The sequence below is a fragment of the Brevibacillus sp. HB2.2 genome (genome assembly GCF_013284275.1).
In the GTDB taxonomy this organism is placed as follows: Bacteria; Bacillota; Bacilli; order Brevibacillales; family Brevibacillaceae; genus Brevibacillus; species Brevibacillus brevis_D.
Genome location: NZ_JABSUV010000033.1, coordinates 38,534 through 59,980, shown reverse-complemented (window position 1 = coordinate 59,980; position 21,447 = coordinate 38,534). Strand labels below are relative to the sequence as shown.

Annotated in this window: 13 protein-coding genes and 1 tRNA gene; 11 read left to right on the top strand and 3 right to left on the bottom strand. The window is 44.3% G+C overall.

Annotated features, from left to right (window positions below; all coding sequences use genetic code 11):
- Window positions 1-109 precede the first annotated feature (109 nt).
- The 5 genes from polA (at window position 110) to HP401_RS32725 (ending at window position 6,045) form a co-directional block, all read left to right on the top strand.
- A complete protein-coding gene (gene polA, locus HP401_RS32745; RefSeq protein ID WP_173606517.1) occupies window positions 110-2,758 on the top strand; it encodes a DNA polymerase I in 2,649 nt (882 codons plus the stop codon).
- A gap of 48 nt (window positions 2,759-2,806) precedes the next feature.
- Complete coding sequence (gene mutM / locus HP401_RS32740) at window positions 2,807-3,634, top strand: DNA-formamidopyrimidine glycosylase (protein ID WP_173606516.1); 828 nt, start codon at window positions 2,807-2,809, stop codon at window positions 3,632-3,634.
- Window positions 3,635-3,655: 21 nt separating this feature from the next.
- Complete coding sequence (gene coaE / locus HP401_RS32735; RefSeq protein WP_012685133.1) at window positions 3,656-4,264, top strand: dephospho-CoA kinase; 609 nt, start codon at window positions 3,656-3,658, stop codon at window positions 4,262-4,264.
- Window positions 4,261-4,824 (top strand): lytic transglycosylase domain-containing protein, encoded by a 564-nt coding sequence (locus tag HP401_RS32730; protein WP_173606515.1) that lies wholly within the window; start codon window positions 4,261-4,263, stop codon window positions 4,822-4,824. Before coaE ends, HP401_RS32730 begins: the two co-directional genes overlap by 4 nt.
- A gap of 174 nt (window positions 4,825-4,998) precedes the next feature.
- On the top strand, window positions 4,999-6,045 hold the full coding sequence (locus HP401_RS32725) for a glyceraldehyde-3-phosphate dehydrogenase (RefSeq protein WP_087344730.1): 1,047 nt from the start codon (window positions 4,999-5,001) through the stop codon (window positions 6,043-6,045).
- Window positions 6,046-6,107: 62 nt separating this feature from the next.
- On the opposite strand, the gene HP401_RS32720 is transcribed toward HP401_RS32725, so the two are convergent.
- Window positions 6,108-7,241, bottom strand: coding sequence for an HD-GYP domain-containing protein (locus tag HP401_RS32720; RefSeq protein WP_173606514.1), 1,134 nt, complete (start codon window positions 7,239-7,241; stop codon window positions 6,108-6,110).
- 137 nt (window positions 7,242-7,378) lie between these two features.
- On the opposite strand from HP401_RS32720, the gene nrdR reads away from it, so the two are divergent.
- The 3 genes from nrdR (at window position 7,379) to dnaI (ending at window position 10,397) form a co-directional block, all read left to right on the top strand.
- Entirely contained in the window at window positions 7,379-7,858 is a 480-nt protein-coding gene (nrdR, locus tag HP401_RS32715) for a transcriptional regulator NrdR (RefSeq protein ID WP_012685137.1), read from the top strand.
- A gap of 151 nt (window positions 7,859-8,009) precedes the next feature.
- A complete protein-coding gene (locus HP401_RS32710; RefSeq protein WP_173606513.1) occupies window positions 8,010-9,449 on the top strand; it encodes a replication initiation and membrane attachment family protein in 1,440 nt (479 codons plus the stop codon).
- Window positions 9,450-9,464: 15 nt separating this feature from the next.
- On the top strand, window positions 9,465-10,397 hold the full coding sequence (gene dnaI / locus HP401_RS32705; protein ID WP_012685139.1) for a primosomal protein DnaI: 933 nt from the start codon (window positions 9,465-9,467) through the stop codon (window positions 10,395-10,397).
- Here dnaI and HP401_RS32700 read toward each other — a convergent pair.
- Complete coding sequence (locus HP401_RS32700) at window positions 10,374-11,015, bottom strand: YdcF family protein (RefSeq protein ID WP_173606512.1); 642 nt, start codon at window positions 11,013-11,015, stop codon at window positions 10,374-10,376. The genes dnaI and HP401_RS32700 overlap by 24 nt on opposite strands.
- Window positions 11,016-11,195: 180 nt before the next feature.
- Between HP401_RS32700 and HP401_RS32695 the strand changes: the two genes are divergently transcribed.
- Window positions 11,196-13,787 carry an Ig-like domain-containing protein gene (locus HP401_RS32695; protein WP_173606511.1) on the top strand — a complete coding sequence of 864 codons (2,592 nt, stop codon included), beginning with the start codon at window positions 11,196-11,198 and terminating at the stop codon, window positions 13,785-13,787.
- 124 nt (window positions 13,788-13,911) lie between these two features.
- Here the strand turns inward: HP401_RS32695 and HP401_RS32690 are convergent.
- Window positions 13,912-13,987: transfer RNA gene (locus HP401_RS32690), tRNA-Ala, on the bottom strand.
- A 656-nt stretch (window positions 13,988-14,643) separates the two neighbouring features.
- Between HP401_RS32690 and avs1a the strand changes: the two genes are divergently transcribed.
- Together avs1a and HP401_RS32680 are read left to right on the top strand one after the other, a co-directional pair.
- A complete protein-coding gene (gene avs1a / locus HP401_RS32685) occupies window positions 14,644-15,876 on the top strand; it encodes an AVAST type 1 anti-phage system MBL fold metallo-hydrolase Avs1a (RefSeq protein WP_309145149.1) in 1,233 nt (410 codons plus the stop codon).
- A 1-nt stretch (window position 15,877) separates the two neighbouring features.
- Window positions 15,878-20,698, top strand: coding sequence for a trypsin-like serine peptidase (locus tag HP401_RS32680; RefSeq protein ID WP_173606509.1), 4,821 nt, complete (start codon window positions 15,878-15,880; stop codon window positions 20,696-20,698).
- Window positions 20,699-21,447 lie beyond the last annotated feature (749 nt).

Below are 21,447 nucleotides of genomic sequence, written 5' to 3'. Positions count from 1 at the left end.
TCTGTTCAATCACCTTGTGCTTTACCCGCCATATCTACGGCTTGGCTTTGATGTTTGCCCTATGTTACGATTAAAGATAGTAGTTTTGTAACGAGAGGGGTCGAATTCCTTGAGTCATTTTGTGTTGATTGATGGAAACAGTGTTGCGAACCGGGCGTTTTATGCGCTCCCTTTGTTGTCCACATCGGCAGGACTGCATACGAACGCAGTGCTGGGCTTTACGACTATGCTGTTAAAAGTGTTGGAAGAAATGAAGCCGACGCATATCATGGTTGCTTTTGACGCGGGAAAAGTCGTGTTTCGCCATAGCGAGTATGCCGAGTACAAAGGGGGACGCAGCAAAACTCCGCCGGAGCTGTCTGAACAGTTTCCACTGATTCGGGAGCTGTTGGATGCCTTCTCAATCAAACGCTTCGAGCTGGAAGGCTATGAGGCGGATGACATTATCGGTACGTTGACGAAGCAGGCAGATGAGCAAGCTTGGAAAACGACTGTCATTACCGGAGACAAAGATATGCTGCAGCTCGTGTCCGAGCATGTATCCGTTGCTTTGACGCGCAAGGGAGTTAGCGAAATCGAGATGTACACTCCGGAAGAAATTCACGAAAAGTACGGCCTTAAGCCGCTGCAAATAATTGATCTGAAAGGCTTGATGGGCGATTCGTCCGACAACATTCCAGGTGTTCCTGGTGTCGGGGAAAAAACAGCGCTGAAGCTGCTGCACGAATACGGTTCTGTTGAGCAAGTACTGGAAAATATCGATAAAGTATCAGGTAAAAAGCTGCAAGAGAACCTGCGTGAGAATGTAGACAAGGCGAACATGAGTAAAGCCTTGGCAACCATTTTGCGTGAAGCGCCTGTGGAGCTGGATGTACAAGAGACTGGCTTTGAAGGCTATGATGGCCTACCTGTCAGCGAGTTCTTTAAAAAGATGGAATTCAAATCGCTCTTGTCCAAGATCAAAGTGGCACAGCCAGAAGGTGGAAGCGGACAAGCAGACGCCAAGCCATTTTCATTTGAGATGATTTCAGAGGAAAACAAAGCGGCGTACGAGTCCAAGCTGACTTCGCCAATGGCTCTTTACATCGAAATGGACGGGGAAAACTATCATCATGCGCCTTTCCTCGGGATTGGACTGGCTACGGAAGATACGGTGATGTTTGTGCCGTGGGACGTAGCCAAGGAATGGAAGGCGCTCTGTGAGTGGCTGGCGGATCCGGCAAAGGAAAAGTGGGTATTTGACGGCAAGCGAGATACGGTTGGACTCGCTTGGCATGATTTTGCGATAAAAGGCATCAGCTTTGATGTGTACCTCGCCTCTTACCTGCTGAATGCGGCTGAGAGCAACCCGACCTTGGATAGTATTGCGGCACAATACGCTCAGACACGGGTATTGTCAGATGAAGAGGTGTACGGCAAGGGTGCCAAGCGTCTTGTTCCAGAAATGGACGTGCTGAGCGAGCATGTGGCACATAAAGCGGCAGCCATCTGGCAGAGCGTTCCAGTATTGCGCGAGCAGCTGGCGGAAAACGAAATGGAAAAGCTGCTCGGCGAATTGGAAGCACCACTGAGTATGGTATTGGCTCTCATGGAAAAGCAAGGCGTGAAGGTAAACAGTGAGCGTCTCGTGCAAATGGGGGAAGACTTGGATAAAAAGCTAGCGGGTCTGACTGATCAGATTTACGAGCTGGCGGGTGGGGCATTCAACATCAACTCGCCGAAGCAATTGGGTGAAATTTTGTTTGACCGCTTGTCTCTGCCTGTATTGAAAAAGACTAAAACCGGGCCTTCTACCAGTGCGGATGTATTGGAGAAGCTCGCCCCGTATCATCCGATCATCGATGCGATCCTGACCTTCCGTCAGCTCGGCAAGCTCCGTTCTACGTATATTGAAGGCTTGACCAAGGAAATCCATACGAAGACGAGCAAGGTGCATACGCTTTACAACCAAGCGACTACGGCGACAGGACGCCTGTCCAGCACAGACCCGAATCTGCAAAATATCCCGATCCGCATGGAAGAAGGACGCAAGATTCGCGAGGCGTTTATCCCATCAGAGGATGGCTGGTACATGCTGGCGGCCGACTATTCCCAGATTGAGCTGCGGATTTTGGCCCATATTTCGCAAGACGAAAACTTGATTGACGCCTTCCAAAAAGGAATGGATATTCATACCCGCACCGCGATGGACGTCTTTGGTGTGAGTGAGGAAGAAGTGACCTCGCTGATGCGCCGTCAGGCCAAAGCGGTCAACTTCGGGATCGTATACGGCATCAGCGACTACGGTCTGTCGCAAAACCTCAATATTACCCGTAAAGAAGCTGGGGACTTCATTGAGCGTTACTTTGATGTCTTCTCCGGTGTGAAGCGCTGGATGGACGAGATCGTTCAGCAGGCGAAGGCGGATGGCCATGTGACGACCTTGTTGAACCGCCGCCGCTACCTGCCTGATATTCGCAGCAGCAACTTTAACCTGCGTTCGTTTGCCGAGCGTACCGCGATGAACACGCCGATCCAGGGGACTGCTGCCGATGTGATCAAGCTGGCGATGATTCGCATGCAGGAAGCGCTCGAGGAGAAAGGTCTCGCTAGCCGCATGCTTTTGCAGGTGCACGATGAGCTTGTATTTGAAGTGCCAGAAAATGAGCTAGAGGTCATGCGCAAGCTGGTACCAGAAGTGATGGAGAGTGCGCTGTCCCTCAACGTGCCACTCAAGGTGGACGTCAGTGACGGACGTACCTGGTACGATGCGAAGTAGGCATGCCTAGAACATAAGGATCGATAGACAGCGAGAGGAGGAGGGCATATGCCAGAATTGCCGGAGGTAGAAACCGTCGTACGGACTTTGCGTGGCTTGGTTATGGGAAAAACGATCGAGAGAGTAAGTGTTCATTTGGCGCGTATTGTACGCCAGCCAGATGACGTGGAAGCTTTCAAATCTCTCTTGGTGGGACAAACCATCCAGGATATCCAACGGCGGGCAAAATTCATTCAGTTTTTCTTAAACGAGGACGTGCTCGTGTCCCATCTGCGAATGGAAGGGCGCTATGGCGTGTATCAGGCGGATGATCCCGTTGAGAAGCATACCCATGTCGTCTTCCATTTTACGGACGGGACGGAGCTGCGTTATCGGGATGTTCGCCAGTTCGGGACGATGGATCTGTTCCCTAAGGGGAAGGAAACAACCGTCGGACCTTTGGCAAAACTGGGGGTAGAACCGCTAGATAAGAGTTTTACCCCTGAAGTTTTGGGGAAATTGTTAAAAGGACGGTCAACAAAAATTAAGCCGCTTCTCCTAAACCAGGAATGTATTGTAGGGCTGGGGAATATTTATGTGGACGAGTCACTCTTTAAAGCAGGCATTCATCCGGAGAAACCAGCAGGAAAGCTGACAGATAAAGATGTTATTCGACTGCACGAAAGCATCGTCTCCACTTTGCAAGAAGCGGTAGAACAAGGTGGTAGCTCCATCAAGTCGTATGTGAACGGACAGGGCGAGATGGGAATGTTCCAGCAATCTCTATTAGTGTATGGACGTAAAGATGAGGCGTGTACGAAGTGCGGAGCCGAAATCATTCGGTTTGTAGTCGGCGGCAGAGGGACGCATATTTGCCCGGACTGCCAAAAGTTATAACAGTTCGACCAAGGGAGGAGGATGGGCATGATACTAGGGTTAACAGGCGGAATTGCCACTGGGAAAAGCACGGTGACTGGTATGCTTCGAGAGCGTGGAATTCCTGTCATTGACGCTGACCAAATCGCCAGAGAGGTCGTAGAACCAGGTAAACTGGCCTATGAAGCGATCGTGCGCCATTTTGGAAGAGAAATCCTATTGGAAGATGGTCAAATTGATCGAAAAAAACTAGGTGAGATCGTGTTTTCGGACGAGTCCGAGCGTCAAAAGCTGAACGCCATCGTCCATCCCGAGGTACGCCGCGTCATGCGGGAAGAGGCCGAATCAGCGGAAGCGAATGGAGCCGAGATCGTCTTTATGGACATTCCTCTGCTGTATGAGAGCAAGCTTACGCATATGGTAGAAAAAATCGTGGTCGTCTATGCGCCCTACGAGATGCAACTGGCGAGAATGCTGGAGCGCGACGAATTGGAAGAAGAACAAGCACGAAAAAGACTGCGGGCACAGTTTCCCATTGATCAGAAGAAGCAGGGCGCAGACTTTTTAATCGATAATTCTGGTTCGCGTGAAGAAACCGAGCGTCAAGTGGAGGCTGTATTAGCTGCGATTCGATCGGAGCGTCAATCATGAGTTTTGGCAAACGTGCAGCATGGATTCTGCTCGTTTTGGCGAGTGTATTTTTGCTGCTAAACACGCCAGTGGTGTGGAAATGGATGTACCCGATCAAATATGAGCAACAGATTGTGACGGCTGCACTGAAATATGAGGTGGACCCTCATTTGGTATTGGCCATCATTCGTTCCGAGAGTGGGTTTGCGACAGATCGCGTTTCGAAAAAAGGTGCGGTCGGGCTCATGCAACTCATGCCGGAAACAGCGCAATGGATTGTCAATGAGGCAGGCTTCCGTCCAAAGGACAGTCAATACTTGTACGATCCTGTCATGAACATCGAGATTGGGACATGGTATCTCGATTTTTTGCTGTCACGCTATGATGGCGATATCGTCAAAGTCATTGCCGCCTACAACGCCGGTCCGGGAAAAGTAAATGGATGGCTCGCGAGTGAGCAATGGAACGGAACTAGAGACACGGTTGAGGACATTCCATATGGGGAGACCCGTCAATATGTCCAGCGAGTGCTCTATTATCATGATCGTTACAAAAATATATACGACTTTCAATTACGTTAAAAATTACGAAAAGCCGCTTCTCTTACGGGTTAGAGAGCGGCTTTTTCTCTTTTTTTGGGTAGGGTAAATCGTCCAAATATTTATTTTTCAGTAAAACACATTGATAATTGTGTCATACTTATTATAATAAAAGTATCAGATAAGCGTAACTCAATTCGAAAGGGGTTTCTATATATGACAATTAAAATCGGTATTAATGGTTTCGGACGTATTGGCCGCATGGTATTCCGCCGCGCTATCCAGGACCCCAACATTGAAATCGTTGCAATCAACGCCAGCTATCCAGCGGAGACGCTTGCACATTTGTTGAAATATGACACGATCCACGGACGCCTGCAAAATAAAGTGGAAGTCCAAGATAACAAGATTATCGTAGATGGAAAAGCAACAGTTGTACTGTCTGACCGTGATCCGCTGAAACTGCCTTGGGGTGACCTCGGAGTAGAGATCGTTGTAGAAGCTACAGGTAAGTTCAACAATCGCGAAGGCGCTGGCAAGCACCTGCAAAGTGGTGCGAAAAAAGTTGTGATTACAGCACCAGCGAAAGAAGAAGACGTGACGATTGTAATGGGTGTAAACGAAGGCACCTACGACCACGCCAATCACCACATTATCTCCAATGCTTCCTGCACAACCAACTGTCTCGCACCTGTGGCAAAAGTGCTCAACGATTCATTCGGTATCGAACAAGGTCTCATGACTACCATTCACTCGTTCACAAACGATCAGGTGAATCTCGACAATCCGCATAAAGACCTGCGTCGTGCACGTGCAGCTAGCGAGTCCATCATTCCAACGACGACAGGAGCTGCTCGTGCAGTAGGGATCGTTTTGCCAGAATTGAATGGCAAGCTGAACGGTTTTTCCTTGCGCGTACCGACTCCAAACGTTTCTGTAGTAGACTTGGTGGTCAACACGAAGAAGCCAGTTACATTGGACGAAGTAAACCGCGTCCTGCGTGAAGCGAGCGAAGGCAGCATGAAAGGCTACCTCGAGTTCTGCGACGAGCCGCTCGTATCCAGCGATTTCAATGGCAATGATCACTCCTCGATCATCGACGGTCTGTCTACGATGGTAATGGGAGACAATCAAGTAAAAGTCATTGCTTGGTACGATAATGAGTGGGGCTACTCCTGCCGTGTCGTAGACTTGGTTCGCCACGTATCCGAGCAGCACAATCAAGCTGCAACAAAAGAAGCTGCTGCTGTTGGTGTAAAATAAGTAGCATATACAAAACCCCTTTGCCGATATTTCGAGCAAAGGGGTTTTTCGTTGCTTCGTATTTACGATGAGGTAGGAGGATCTTCTAATGAGTTCACGTTAAATAGATCATCATCTTCAAAGCCGATAATAAACAGTCGGATGTTCGCTTTGAGATCGAGGTCATAAGGGCTAGGGACGTCGTTTCCTCGGCCGTCTTTTATCACACGTACAGTAGGGCGATGCGAATAATCCGGATCAACCCGACTTACTACCCCAACTTCTCCGGTATTCAAAACGACGCTGCTTCCAATCGGGAAGATAGCAATGTGCTTGATAAAGGCACTTACGAGATGGTGCTCGAATAACGTACCGCCAGACCCAAACAGGTATTCCACAGCATCCTGTGGCATGTACCGCTTGCGCCATGGACGTGGGGAAGTCAATGAATCATAAATATCGCAGAGACCGACGATTTGCGCGAATTCGTGAATTTGCTTGCCGGATAATCCCTGTGGATAGCCACTTCCATTTAGCCGTTCATGGTGCTGCAGGCAGACGTGGGCTGACAAAAGCGAGATGTCATGCTGCTTTCGCAACAAATTAAAGCCAAGCATCGTGTGTTGTTTGGCGATTTCCTTCTCTTCGTCCGTCCAACGCTCTGTTTTTAGCAACAGCTCTTCAGGCAGGCTCACTTTGCCGATATCATGTAGCATGGCCCCTATCCCTAAATTGATGAGCTGTGTGCGATTGTAGCCTAGTGACATGCCGACAGCAGTCGCCAGCACGGCCACATTCACGGAGTGATGGTATAAGGATGGCGAATGAGAAGAGATCGTAGTCAAATGTCCAACCATTTGCTTGTTTTGCATCAGGTCGTCCAAGATAGAACTAAAGGCACGCTGAAAATGAAGGCCCATTTCTTTTAAGGAAATTTTCCGGGCCAGCTTGTTTGAGTTTGTAATTTGTTTGATCGTCTTCTCGATGGCTTCCACAGCTACTTGTCTGGTTTGTGGGCGAATCACTTCTTCCACAACGATGTCATTGGTACGGGGATCATCGATATACACCGAATCAACACCAGTTCGCTCTAATCCGGAAATGAGTCGTTCCGTTAATTGCATACCGGTTCCAAGCAGCACCTTTCCATCTTCTGTGAAGACCGTACGTCCCAATTTCATTCCAGGCTGTAGGTGTTTTAAAGATACTAAACGCATGACTATCCCTCCAACAGTACTATAATTGTACTCCATTCGACTTATGCTTTAAATAGGTACAAGGATTGACTTGACTTCTGACAGGAATATGAGGGACACTGTAGACAAGTATTGTCAGTATTGGAGTTGATTCTGATATGCGTTGTCCATTTTGCGAATATAATGGGACTAGAGTCCTGGATTCACGTCCTTTCAATCATAATAAATCCATTCGTCGCCGCCGTGAGTGCGAAGCCTGCGAGCGCCGTTTTACTACCTTTGAAATGGTAGAAGAAACACCTTTGTTAATTGTGAAAAAGGACGGAACACGCGAGGAATTCAGTCGAGACAAGATATTGCGCGGGTTGGTGCGTGCTTGCGAAAAGCGTCCCGTCCCGTTGGAAGTGCTTGAAAATGTAGTGAACGACATTGAGAAAGAATTGCGCAGCTGCGGGCAAGCAGAGATCCCGAGCAATGATGTTGGGGAGAAGGTCATGGAGCGTTTATACCATGTTGATGAGGTCGCCTATGTGCGCTTCGCCTCTGTATACCGTCAATTCAAAGATATCAATGTATTTATGAAAGAGCTGGAGGAGCTATTGGCTCAAGCGCGAAACAGCTCGTTTCCGAAAGAATAGATAAGCTTTTTCTGCCAGAATGGCAACTTCTTTCTCGCTCTTGCGGCCAATCCGCCAGGGCTTCTTTGGTTTTCCAACTCATTTTTCCGCGAATGAATGGGTTGTCATGCTATAATAAAAGAATCGAATTTTGTCAGGAAGGAAAGATCTGATGCGTCGTTTAGTTTGGAACGAGTTGTTGCCGAAGGATCGTTATCTGGTGCGGATGGCAAGACCGATTGGCTTTGCCGAAATGGGCTTTGTTACGCAGCTATACTTGCCGATCATCGGTGTCGAATCGTACGCTCTCTACCAACTGCTCGTCCATGGCGTGCAGGAGGTGAGCGGAGCCTCTTCGGAGGGGACCCATCGCAGTTTGATGCTGACGACTTCACTTTCTCTGGATCGGCTATTGGATGCGCGTGAACGTTTGGAGGCAATCGGGCTAGTTGAGGTGCGCCGCAGGGAAAATCAGCAGCGTGACTATTATTACGAGTACTTGATCAAACCGCCGCTTAGTCCGGCTGAGTTTTTTGCAGACTATGTACTGTCGTTGATGTTGTTAAACAAAATCGAAAACGTTCGCTATTCGCAACTGCGCCAGTATTATGCAGACACGCTTGGCAGTCAGTTGGATCAAGAATACTCCATTGTGGAAAACGTCACGAAAGACTTCCACGATGTGTTCCAGTCGTTGAAACCATCGGAGCTGGAAGTGAAAAAAGGATCGGAGCGGGATCAATTTTTAACCGAGATGGACACTAGCTTCCCGCAAGCGCCGATGAAATCTGGCTACGAGGCACAGGTCAACCATTCGCTGAGTGTATCGTCCTTGCGCCTGTACTTGCCGGATAATGCCGACTCGGTCAAAGTGTTGGAAGGCAAGAACATGGAGCTGTTGTTCTCGCTGTGCCATTTCTATCAGCTGGACAGCTGGGGGATGGGGCAGGAGCTGCGTGATTGGACGCTGTACAAATCGGATCGTAGTTTGGACGGAGAAGTTTTGCGCAAGCGTTTGGTACAACGTTACACGGAAGACAAGCTGTACCGGACTACGCCTGCAACTGACACGACAGAGGATGGATGGGGACCCGGTCGCTTGCCTGAACCTGGCAGCGAAGCCTTTATTCGTGCTTGTCGCCAGTTATCTCCGGTGACCCTGTTGGAAAAGGTCGTCGGTGGCAGAATTAGCAAGGTGTTTTTGGAACGGGCTGAAACGCTTGTATTTGCGGATGGGATGCAGCCGGATGTCGTCAATGCGCTGCTGCTCCATACGCTAGCCAGCATGCAAATGGAGCTGCCAAAAGCGTACATGGAGACGATTCGTGACAGCTGGAAAGCGAAGCGGATTGCGACAGTGGACGAGGCAGTCAAGCAGATCCTCGAACGTGCGGATCAACGGGCACAAACAGCCGAGAAGGCAAAAACGAGCAAGAAGGAATCGGCTCCGGTCAGACGCAACGGTAGAGCCATCTTGCAGGACAAGCTGCCGGCATCTGTCGAGTGGCAGCTGTCGCAGGAGAAAACCACATCGGACGCTGAAAAGAAACAGTCCATTCAGGATTTTCCAGACTTGCAGAAAAGACTGGAAACCTTGCGAAAACGGAAATAAGGAGTGTGAGGGAACGTGGAGTCTATCAGTGAGTTTATGCAAGAGCTCGCCAAACGAACACCGCGTCAGTTGCTGACACCAGACCAGCAGTTAGATAAAATGTTCCGTTCGTCAGCCTATTTAAAAGCATTTCAACAAGAGCACCCCGCATTGACCAGGGACGATTACCTTCGCTCGCTCTCCAATATCTATACGGCAGTCAAGGAGCAGTATTGGTGTGAGCGTTGTCCGGGTCTTGGCGAATGCCCGAATTTGGTCAAGGGGCATAGCACTCATTTGGAGCTCGCTCACCAGCATATTATCAGCTCGATGACGCCCTGTTCCAAGCAACTGTCGCACGAGGAAGAGATTCGCCGCCGTCGACTGATGCGCAGCTATTACGTTTCCGAAGAGACCTTGAACGCGAGCTTTGAAGGCTTGGTCATTGACTCCGGGAATTTGGCTACCGTAGATGCCGCGATTCAGTTCTGTGAAAAAGTCGGAACAGGCGAGCGGGTAAAAGGGCTTTATTTGCACGGTCCGTTTGGTGTTGGAAAAAGCTACATCATGGGAGCAATCGGTCGCGAGCTCTCGGAGCGCAACGTGGCTTCCTTGCTGGTTTATGTGCCAGACTTTATCCGGGAGATGAAGGACTCTATCTCGGATCAATCGTACGCAGGGAAGCTGGAGCTGCTGAAAGAAGTACCTGTACTGATCCTCGATGATATCGGCGCGGAGAACTTGACGCCATGGGTTCGAGACGAGATTTTGGGGGTTATACTGAATCAGCGGGCAAACAACCATTTGCCTACGCTATTTACTTCAAACTACGCGCTGAATGAACTGCAAGAGCATATGTCTATCTCCAACGGAAATCGGATCGAACAAACAAAAGCGGCTCGCATCATGGAGCGAATCCGCCATTTTGTCGATGTGTATGAAATTTTACGCGAGAACCACCGTTCCTAGCACTTGTGTAAAGAGGCGAGAGAGCTCCCAGTACGTGAGGGCGAGTACTTCTCTCGCCTTATGATATGGTCCAAACAGGACGTGTGACGTCGTTCCTACAGGCGAGGCGGTAATTCCCAGTGAATCAGCCATGATCATGGCACGGGCCAAATGATAGTCGTGGCTGATGATCAGGGCGTCTTGAATATGATGTTCCTCCAAGACCTGCTGACCGTACAGCAGGTTTTCGTATGTGCTGGTAGACTTGCTTTCTAGCAAAATGTCCTCTTCGGGAATTCCTTTGGCCACCAAGTAATTTCTGCTTACAGCAGCTTCCGTGATCGTTTTGCCTTCACCAAGGCCGCCAGTGACCAACAGCTTCGATACATAACCTTCTTTATACAGGATCGCCGCCTGCTCCAGACGCTCGCGCAGACCAGGACTAGGTCCCTCACCCCAGACCGCTGCACCGAGGACAATGCCGACGGTTGCGTGTCGTGCGTTGGCCTTCTCAATCGTCTGTTCGATGCGGTACCAGTTGTAGCCTGACCATAGTAGACCGAGAAGGATGACAAGCTCCAACATGATCCATATCCTGCGCCAGTAAGGACGCTGTGCGTTTATCGTTCGATTTTTCATTCTTCGAAATCTCCCTTGTAGTCTCTCTCTATTTAGACGTTTGAAATAAGGTCTAGTTACAAGGTTTGACATATGCCTGACACGAAAAACTAGTAAATTCTTTCTTGCACTTTGCCGATATAGTAATGGTGGAATGGTTTCGAAGAACAGCAAATTTCATACTTGCGAGGGAGGCTAGCAATGTTCTGGAAAAAAACGATGCTCTTGTTTCTGGCCGTCTTTCTATTAGTGGGGACTGGAAACGCAGGGGTAGGATTGGCTGCCGATGAAATCAGCCGACTCGTTCTGTCCAAGAACGAGGTAACACTGGAAAATGGAGATTCTACTAACCTGACGGCTACCGCTATTTATGTGAGCGGAAAAACGGAAGACGTCACCGTCAAGACAGAATGGACGACACAGGACGCGAATATCGCTACTGTTTATGCCGGACAGATCACAGCCAAATCGGTAGGGAAATCTACCATTACAGCTACTTACATGGGTAAGCCTGTCGTAGTGGGTGTGACTGTAACCAAAAAGGTAAAGGCACTGACAACAGAAGATCAAACGTTGAACGTGAGAATTGGCAGCACGGAAAATGTAAAGCTGACAGCAGTATACAGCGATGGGACAACAGAAGACGTTACCACTAAAGCAGATTGGTCCATCGATAATCCTGCGATTGCGACTGTAGTAAATGGAGCAATCAAAGGTCTAAATTCAGGATCTGGTACAGTGACAGCAAAATTCGGCAGCCAGTCAACAACGATCTCTGTAAACGTCGAGATTGCACACAGATTGGAGCCTAGCAAAAATCTGGTTTCACTCTTGCTGAACGGCGAAGAAAAAATCAAGCTCAAAGCCATTTTCCCGGATGGAAGTGTAACGGAAGACGTCTCCGACAAGGCTGAATGGTCTTCAGACAATACCGCTGTAGCCGATGCGCTCAAAGGTACGATTAAGGCTTATGGCGCGGGTACAGCAACCATTACGGCGAAGTATGGAACAAAAACAGCGACGATCAAAGTCGATGTGGATACAACGCAAAAATTGGAACTCAACAAGCAAAACATTTTCATGAATGTAGGCAAGGAAGAAGACATCGAGCTGAAGGCAACCTATGCCAATAATGGCGGTTCCACAGTAGTGAACGATAAGGCCGAATGGTCCTCGGATCGCGAGGATGTTGCTTACTACAGCAACGGAAAAATCCATGCGGTGAAGTCAGGTGAAGCAGTGATTACTGCGAAATACGGAAACAAATCCGTTCAGGTACGTGTAGATGTAGAAGTCCCCCGTTCCTTGTATATCAATCCTGCTTTCTTGACGATGAAAAGCGGGGATAAGAAAGACGTAATTGTAAACGCGTCCTTTGCAAACGGTACAAGTGAAGATGTCACTTCAAAAGTAGAGTGGTCTTCGGATAATGCAGATGTCGTATTTGCAAATGGCAAGACCGTATCCGCGTACAAGTCTGGAACAGCGAATGTAACGGCTAAATACGGCGGAAAAACAGCGACACTGGTTGTCGATGTAGATGTACCGCAAAACTTGACCGCAGATATCACGACAGTAGCAATCCCCGTGGGTGGCGCGAAGCAAGTAACGGTAAAGGCTGCGTATCCAGGCGGAGGCTCTGCTGAAGATGTCACACAAAAAGTCGTTTGGTCATCGAGTGCACCTAATGTAGCAAGCGTGCGTCAAGGCTTGATCACTGGTGTGTCCACAGGTTCAGCGACCGTGACCGCTACATACGGAACACGCACAGTGAACATTTCCGTATCGGTTGGCGTCATGCAGACATTGACCGTAGACAAGAAAAAGATCGTGCTCGCAAATGGCAAGTCCGAAACGGTTAAGCTGACGGCAGCTTACGCAGATGGAACGAACAAGGATGTAACAGATACAGCGACATGGAGCACAGCTTCTGCTGCTGTAGCAGAAGTAATGAACGGAAAGATCACAGCGACAGGATCAGGTAAAACGACCGTAACAGGTACCTTCGATGGCAAGTCGGTTACGATTGCAGTAGAAGTAGACCAAGCGACGAACCTCTCTGTTGATCCTCGCATGCTGATCTTGAACGTCAATGAATCAAAAGACATCAAGCTGAGCGCAACAAACTCTGCTGGCAATTCGGACAATGTGACCAACGATGCAGAATGGTCCTCGTCCTCGCTGAAAGTAGCAGATGTGGTAAACGGCCGTGTAACAGGTCTCTCAAACGGACGTGCGACGATCACCGCGAAATACGGCGGCAAATCGATCAGCATCCCGGTTGAAGTCGGAATCGTGAGCAAGCTGGAGGCAGACAAGCGCTTTGTTTCTACGAAGTCAAACAGCAACGTACAAGTAACCTTGACAGCTACCTTCTCCGATGGCCGCACCATGGATGTTACCAATCTGGCTGACTGGAAGACGAGCAACTACAAGGTAGCTGACGTAACAAAAGGCCTCGTTTCAGGACGTGCTTACGGCAAAACGACAGTTACAGCTAGGTACAACGACAAGAGCGTGTCCATCCCAGTCGATGTTGATATGTTGAAATACTTGAAGACAGATGTCGTTCAGCTCGTGATGAACAAAGGTGAAACAAAGCAAGTGAGCGCCATCGCGACGTACATGGATGGCTCCGAGCAAAATGTCTCCAAGCCAGCTCTCTGGACCACTACTCGCCTGTTGGTAGCCGATGTGAAAGACGGCGTGATCAAGGCCACAGGGTCGGGTAAAGCGACGATTTATGTGCAATATGGTGGGAAGAAGACACCGATTGTGGTGACGGTGAGATAGTGGAGTGATAGGGAAAAAGAGGAAAGCCAACCGGGTGGATCGGTTGGCTTTTTTTGTTGGGTTTTATCGAGTTTGTAAAACAAAAAAAGTCACTTTATACAAGTGACTTGTGCGTTCTATATTATGGTGGAGCCAAGGGGGATCGAACCCCTGACCTCTTGACTGCCAGTCAAGCACTCTCCCAGCTGAGCTATGGCCCCATTAATGTTTAAATATTAACATATGCTTGATAGATGGTCAATAATAAAATATTTACTAATGAGTATATGGAGTCTACTGACCAATACGGATTCTTTTCAAAAAACAGGAAGTAAAATCGCATGTGGCGAGAGCAATACATATGGCAGTCTAGAAGAGAGTTGCTTGTTTGGGTGGAGTCTCTTCAGATTGAACAAAAACATGCCTATACAAAAGAGTTCATTTCGTGAATATAAATGCGGTTGTACTTAGGTCATTCTCAATAGAGATGTCAGCAGGTGTTTTCCCATTCTAATAAAAATGTGCCATTCGTTGCTTGAACTCATGTGTAAATTTTCTACACTCACGTTTTGCCCCTGAGATTCAACTTAAGAGAATTGCCCAATTCCGATTAACATGCATATACATCTCTGCTTTGGGAGAAATATTCGAAGGTAACTACAAAAAGTGTCAGAGTACACTCCTCTTACTCCACATACATAATCGTTAGTATTAAAGACTTAGTTCCTTAGACTAAAGCCTTTTAAAATCTAGTCACACTTTAGTTGTTTTGTTGTAAATTGAAGGGATTTCCAGAATGATGTCGAAGTGCAAAGATTAAGTGACTAACATTATTGAATAGTTAATCAGCCTGAAAAGAAGCATATGGAGTTGATTAATACTGAAAAAGATACTCATAGAATTATTACCTGCTTCACATGGTGATTGCTTGATCATAACTTTAATTGATAATGATCATAAGAAGCATATTCTTATCGATGGTGGGGTTTTCGAGACCTATCATAATCAACTTAAAGAACGATTAAAAATAATGGCAGATAGGCATGAGGAAATTTCACTCCTAGTAGTAACTCATATTGACCAAGACCATATAGAAGGTGTTATTGAAGTTCTGAAGGATCAGCTTCATTTAGATAAGCAAAAAAGGCTTAGAATTAATGAAGTATGGCATAATAGCTTTAGACATCTTCATTTTTCAAAAGTAGATAACACAGGAGTTATTGAAAAAACGATTTTAAAAGGTATCATTGCTGCTGCAAAAAATAAGCGATGTGTTAACTATAAATGTGAAAACAATGAGATTAGTGCAAGACAGGGGTCTACTTTGGCAGCTTTACTAAAAGCCGGTGGGTACTCTTGGAATTCATCTTTTAATGGTAATGCAATTAATTATGACTATTTGCGAACGGTTAAGTTTGAGGGATTCAAGATAAGATTGCTGTCTCCTGATACTCAAAAGTTAATGAGACTATCAAAGGTTTGGGAAAAAGAACTGAATAAAAAAAAGTTTGGTTTTAAAATAAGTGACGATGTTCTTTTTGAAGATGCTTTTGAATTTTCTATGTTTATGCAAAATGAATCGAACGATTTAAATCAAAATCAACCAATAGCAAAAAATGCAATAAGAATAGAAGAACTAATAAATGAAGATGAAATATTGGACACGTCACCGACAAATGGTTCATCTATTGCATTTATTTTAGAATATGCAGGTAGAAAGTTGCTTTTTCTAGGAGACTCTCATCCAGAAATTGTTGCTGATCATCTTGAAAAATTAAAGGAGGAACATTACGAGTTAAGATTTGATTTAGTAAAGATTTCTCATCACGGTAGTAAGAAGAATACAAATGATCGGTTATTGAGCTTAATAGATTCCTTTCAGTATTTAATTTCAACCGATGGTAAGAAACACAATCATCCAGATTTAGTCACTCTATCAAAGTTACTATGTAGACCCTCTACATATACCAAAAAGGTTATTTTTAATTACTATACGGACAATGCTAAAAGGTTCCAAAATAGTGAGCTAATGGATAAGTATAACTATAGTTTTGAGTTTCCTCGACAGGAAGGTTCCCCGGTAATGATTGAATTACGAGAGGTTGACTAAGATGGTGCATTCGATAAGCAGAATTGAAAGATCAGTTGCAAGATTAGAGTGTGGTCTAGGTAACGATAAGGATCGGGGGACTGCTTTCTTAATTTCACCAGGGAAAGCAATTACAGCTACACATAATATTAGAAACCATATTAAAGAAAATGCCCCAATTCAACTTGAATTTCTAAATTTATCGAGCGATAGCCCACAAGTAATATATGCCAAACCAATTAGTACAGCAATAATAAGTCCAGTTGCAGTGCTTGAATTAACTGAACCTTTTCTAGGATATGACTATCTCACTTTTAGTAATAAAAAAGTAAACCCAGATGATTCATTTGAAATCTTTGGTTACCCGACTGTTAAATGGGATACGGGTCAATGGACTAAAAATAAGATTTCTAGAGTCTTAGAGGAAAATGTATACAAACCTTTTGATTGGGACGTTGATTTGAACCATAGCTCCAAGATAGAAGACTTCTCTGGACTTTCGGGTGCACCCTTAATGGTTGACGGGTTCTTGGTGGGGGTTTTGTTGGCGGAGTCCTTGGAGAATGGAAAAGCAATTTCGTTAGGTGCTATAAGTATCACGAGAATATCACACTTACTAGAAAGTTTAGGAATTTTTATACAAGATTATAGGAATACTATCAATTATGAGTCTGAGGCAGAGTACAGTAATATTAATTGTATAGATAAAATAGAAGCTGCTAGTGTTTTAATCGAGGGTAATTTAAGAAATGACGTAAAAAAGCTCAATGAATATTCAGGGCTTCTTTGTAGCCAGATCAAAGATACCATTGGAAAAAGGTTTCGTTTATCTAGAGATAAAGTCATAAATTCGATTATGGATTCATTTGACGAAGGTGGAATAGTATTCATTTCTGGTGATCCCATGGTAGGAAAGACCGTGGCTTTAAAGCAAGTGAGAGAACGGTTATGTCAAAAAGAGCATTTGGTATGGGTGTTTTCAGTGGTAAGATTTACAGAAAATGGAATAGATTCATTTCTAGGTAATATACAGATTCAACATAATTTCCAAACTTTACTTAAAGCAACAAAATCGAAAAAAAGTAAATTCATATTAATCGATGGACTTGAGCATGCAGTTAGTAACGGAAGGAAGAACACAGTAATCGATTTAATAAAGCTTGTCCAAGATTTCAATACAAGTGTCAAAGAGAATGAAGGAAAGGCTGAAGACTGCTGGAATCTGATTTTTACCTGCAGAAAGCAGGATGTGGACTATTTTATGTCCATTATTCAAAAACTTCATGTCTTAGATCTAGATAAAATTGTTAAGCATGAAATTCCAATTCTAACTGAGGAGGAGATTCACCAAATTCTGTTTGAGTTTCCCAGGCTACAGCCGCTGCGAGATAAGAGCAAAATCCATGATATTATCTGGAGACCTGCTGTCGTAGATATAATGACTTTATCCGACATGAATTTTAACCGGCCAACGTATGAAATTACAGAAACATGGGTTCGTTTATGGTTCTGGGAGGAAATTGTTCGTAAGGAACGGTATATACATTTAAGAGAGCAAGTGTTATTACAGGTTGTTCAAGCAAGGCTTACTAAGAAAGCTATTGCCCTAGGAGATATGGATACGGAAATACTTCATAATCTCATTGAGGATCGAATCCTTATTATTCAGGATCATACCATTGCATTTTCTCATGACGTGTTAGAAGAATGGACTATTGTATCCTATATGGAACGGAATCGTAATATTCTTATTACAGTGTTAATGAATTTGGTAGAAGAACGTATTGGCATTAGACCTTTAACATTGTATTGTTGCCAACTCCTGGATGTAAGTGGGAAATCTGATGAATGGATTCAAATATTAGAAGAAGTAAAACAAATGGGGAACATGCAGGTAGCTTGGCAGCATGCGGTATTGTCAGCACCACTATTAACGACTCAATTAGTGAATATCTTAAAGGATCTAATCCTTAGAAATCGCATCGATGTGCTCGCACAGATCCTGGCAATATTAAAATTAAATCAGAGCTTTTATCACTTACGCATTAAGGTTATTAAGGTCTTGATTGAACATCAAAATTATCTAACCCAAGAAGCTCTTTACGAATTTTCATTTATAGCCAAGGATTGGATGAAGGAGACAGTAGGATTATCTCTATATAGAGTAGAACTATGTCAATTATTTGCCCCAATTCTTCTAAATAGAGACGATGGAATGACTGATGATGGGGGATATGATGAGAAGTTTCTATGTAATGTAGCGCAAATCATTCTATGGTCAGCTGATGTTTCCCCCTCATGGATACGTTCCCTGCTAAAGGCAGAAATTCCTGAATTTCTAAAGAATTATATCCATAATATTATTTTTAAAGAATCATGGACATGTTTATGTCTCCATATGGCTGATGAAGCTGTTGAAATCATAGGGAATTTAATGATTCCTAGAACTTATTGTCCCGATGTTGATTCATGGGGGATTCGAACATTCGGAGAGGCAACCCCAAGTTACCTTGTAGGACCGTTCTTAGGTTTCTTGAGAATGAATTTCGTCAATGGATTGACACTCATTCTCCGTATAGTGAATCATGCTACAGAAGAATGGATACAACAGCAATCGCTCCAAAATAAAATACCAATTCCTCAAGAATTCACTTTTCAAGGGATTACAAAAGAGCTCTGGGGGGATGAAGATGTTTATTTGTGGTACAGGTACTCTTATGGAAACAGTAAAATTGTAACCAGTTGCCTCATGGCATTAGAACAATATTTATATGAGGCAATCGCTAAATGTCAAGAAGTTAAGGCTCTACTATACCTAGTACTTGAGAAAACTAACTCATTAGCCACATTAGCTGTTGGCGCTTCGGTTGCTTTTGATTTATACGAAACTTCCGTACCCTCCTTAGATGCAATGTACCCACTATATAAATCTTCTTCTTTTTGGCATCTTGAATATCACCGATTTATTAAAGGTGCAGAAATGAGGAAAAGGATAGAAATTGGCGTATTTTGTAATGATCTTGAGAAAAATCAACATTATCCAGTCTTGCTTGAAATTCATGACCGATTTAGCTTATGCGCCCCGATTCATGCGACCTATCTTGTACAAGAAAATCGGGACTTTACTCTCAAACTCCTTGTGGAGAGTCTTCCAGAACGTATACCATACTTTTGGGAAGGGGAAGAGTATAGGAACGATATAAGAGAAGTGCGGTTTCGAAACAGTATGTTCTTTGTAGATTTAATAAAGCCAGCTGAAGAGCGTCAGTCAAACAACGAGGCTAAAAGCTTTGATATACAATTAGACAGATTTTGGGGATGGACGATCAACTTCTTTAAATATAACCAAATTAATGAGGCATTTACCTTAGAGAGCGGGCTGGAGTTTGCATATAAGATTGAAAAGATGGATAAGATCGATTACGTCCCTTTTGGTATATTCTTTTTGGAAAATGAAGTGAAGATAGCCGATTCACTTGCTATGTTCGCGGCAGCATTAATTCTATATAGGTGGGAATGGGTAAAGAATCACGAATTGCAAAAGTGGTGCTCAAAGCAAATTATCATTGCAAGTAAAAGACCTGATGATATGGAGCGATGGAAAAACATTAAAAACTTGACTAATATAAAGGATCATGGGTATAAGCTTGCTTCTGCAGTATCATTGCCAATACTAGTCCTCATTAATCCGGGTAAGGAAGAGTCTGTTTCTTGCTTAAAGGAGCTCATCAAGCACCCTAATATTCAGATTCGAGAAAATGTTTTTCGTGCAATGGGATGTTTGTGGAGGCGAAATCCTTATCTGATTTGGCAGTGTATAGATTTAGCTTTATCAAAAGCAATAGAAATCAAACCTCTTAGGTATCCTTGGAAAACACTCAATAACTGGTTACATACTCGAAATGCATATAGCAAACTGTATAAATCTAAAATTTCTAAATGTTATGTGACTCCAGGTTATTTGTATCCAATCGTGTTTGGACTTCCTTCATACAAGGATATTCCGCATATAGCGGATCTGAACGATCTTGACAATTTTCTGAAGGAATGCTTTCTTTATAGGCTATCAAATAGTCCAGAAGGTGAATCCAATTTTTACTTGTCAGAGAGTCAAAATTGGACAATACAATTGTTTCACAAAATAGCAGAATTCTTTATTGGACAACCTAATCTGACAAATTCAATATTATATAGTACCTGGTTCTATTATGGCATCGGATATCCTCAATTAATTAAAAGTGTCATGGATAGAATGGTGAGTGTAGCGCTTGAAATGGATGAAAGGGAATTGACCGCCATGTATTTCAGAAATTGGCTACCTTTATGCGATAAACTTTTTGACATACAGGATATAGACACTGATATTTATAATCTTATGATTCTCATAAGACCAGCTGTACCACCTAATGTACTTAATCAACGAAAGGAGCCGAACTTAACTGCGATCATTCATTGGAACCAACAGACATCACTTAGTAACTTTATCAATAGATGGAGTCAAGTTGTAGGAGGAAAAGTTTCTTGTTATCAGGGGATGCTTACTTTTTTAGAAACACTGGGCAGATATGCACCTTCACAAGATAAAGTGGGGTGGTTGTATCATTGTGTGCATAATCATAAACAAATACTTGAGATTGATACTTTGGCAGAGCAAACTTCAAAATTACTACTAGATTATTGGGAAAATGATCGTGAAGGTATAATTAACTACGAGGATACATTTATGAAGTTCATATTTATCCTCGATCTACTAATGGAAAGAGAAGATCAAATTTCGATACAGATTCACGCTGAATTGATAGAAGTAAACCCATATCAAAATAAAGCTATCCCAATTATTTAATTTTACAGCATGAGGAAAAGAGAAGAAATAAGAGCAAAGTAAGGAACTTTCAGAAATTGTGAGCTTGAAAGTCAGATGTTGTGGAACCTCTCAGATGGTGAAGACACTAAGACAACTTGGGAAGCATCAGCAATTTCATCAAGATTGGAGAAATTTAAAATTTATGAAGTAAACAAAGAGCAGCTGAGGCGCGGTTGCAACTAGGGTAGCATCTGTTGTTGCTGGTGTAGCAGCCGCACCAGTAACTGCCGGTGTTTCTACTGTTGTCGGAATCGCGTTATCTTTAGGAGATGCAGTAATAAGTTATAAATCAGGACTATAAGGATGTGATAATGATTTCATTAATCCTCCTTTAAATAGTACTGAATGTCATCGCATTCTTTAATGTAAGAAAGTACAGCAAACATAAGCTCGTTATTGTCCCAGTCATAATATTGTTAGGCATGCTCGTTGGTTTACTGAATCACTTAGTTACTCTTAACTAGTTATCAAACTTAACAATGTCAAGATATGATCATTTTAAACCTGCCTGTACAAAGTGAACTGCACCCCAAGTATTAGACACATCTAACAGTTGGAGGTGCAGTTTTTTGTCTAAGTTTACTGCAAAAGATAAATTATCAGCAGTTCTTTGCTATTTGTTGTATCTTTTAGTATAGGAAATCTCCAGTTCGACGGAGGTTTTAGAACGCTTATAGCATTGAGCAGCTACGCTTGGAACTCGAATACCCCGCCTCTCTAAAAACGGA

What these genes read in the sequence shown, in the direction of transcription:
- mutM (WP_173606516.1), top strand. Translation starts at nt 2,807, where the DNA reads ATGCCAGAATTGCCGGAGGTAGAAACCGTCGTACGGACTTTGCGTGGC.
- coaE (WP_012685133.1), top strand. Translation starts at nt 3,656, where the DNA reads ATGGGCATGATACTAGGGTTAACAGGCGGAATTGCCACTGGGAAAAGC.
- HP401_RS32730 (WP_173606515.1), top strand. Translation starts at nt 4,261, where the DNA reads ATGAGTTTTGGCAAACGTGCAGCATGGATTCTGCTCGTTTTGGCGAGT.
- HP401_RS32725 (WP_087344730.1), top strand. Translation starts at nt 4,999, where the DNA reads ATGACAATTAAAATCGGTATTAATGGTTTCGGACGTATTGGCCGCATG.
- HP401_RS32720 (WP_173606514.1), bottom strand. Translation starts at nt 7,241, where the DNA reads ATGCGTTTAGTATCTTTAAAACACCTACAGCCTGGAATGAAATTGGGA.
- nrdR (WP_012685137.1), top strand. Translation starts at nt 7,379, where the DNA reads ATGCGTTGTCCATTTTGCGAATATAATGGGACTAGAGTCCTGGATTCA.
- HP401_RS32710 (WP_173606513.1), top strand. Translation starts at nt 8,010, where the DNA reads ATGCGTCGTTTAGTTTGGAACGAGTTGTTGCCGAAGGATCGTTATCTG.
- HP401_RS32700 (WP_173606512.1), bottom strand. Translation starts at nt 11,015, where the DNA reads ATGAAAAATCGAACGATAAACGCACAGCGTCCTTACTGGCGCAGGATA.
- HP401_RS32695 (WP_173606511.1), top strand. Translation starts at nt 11,196, where the DNA reads ATGTTCTGGAAAAAAACGATGCTCTTGTTTCTGGCCGTCTTTCTATTA.
- HP401_RS32680 (WP_173606509.1), top strand. Translation starts at nt 15,878, where the DNA reads ATGGTGCATTCGATAAGCAGAATTGAAAGATCAGTTGCAAGATTAGAG.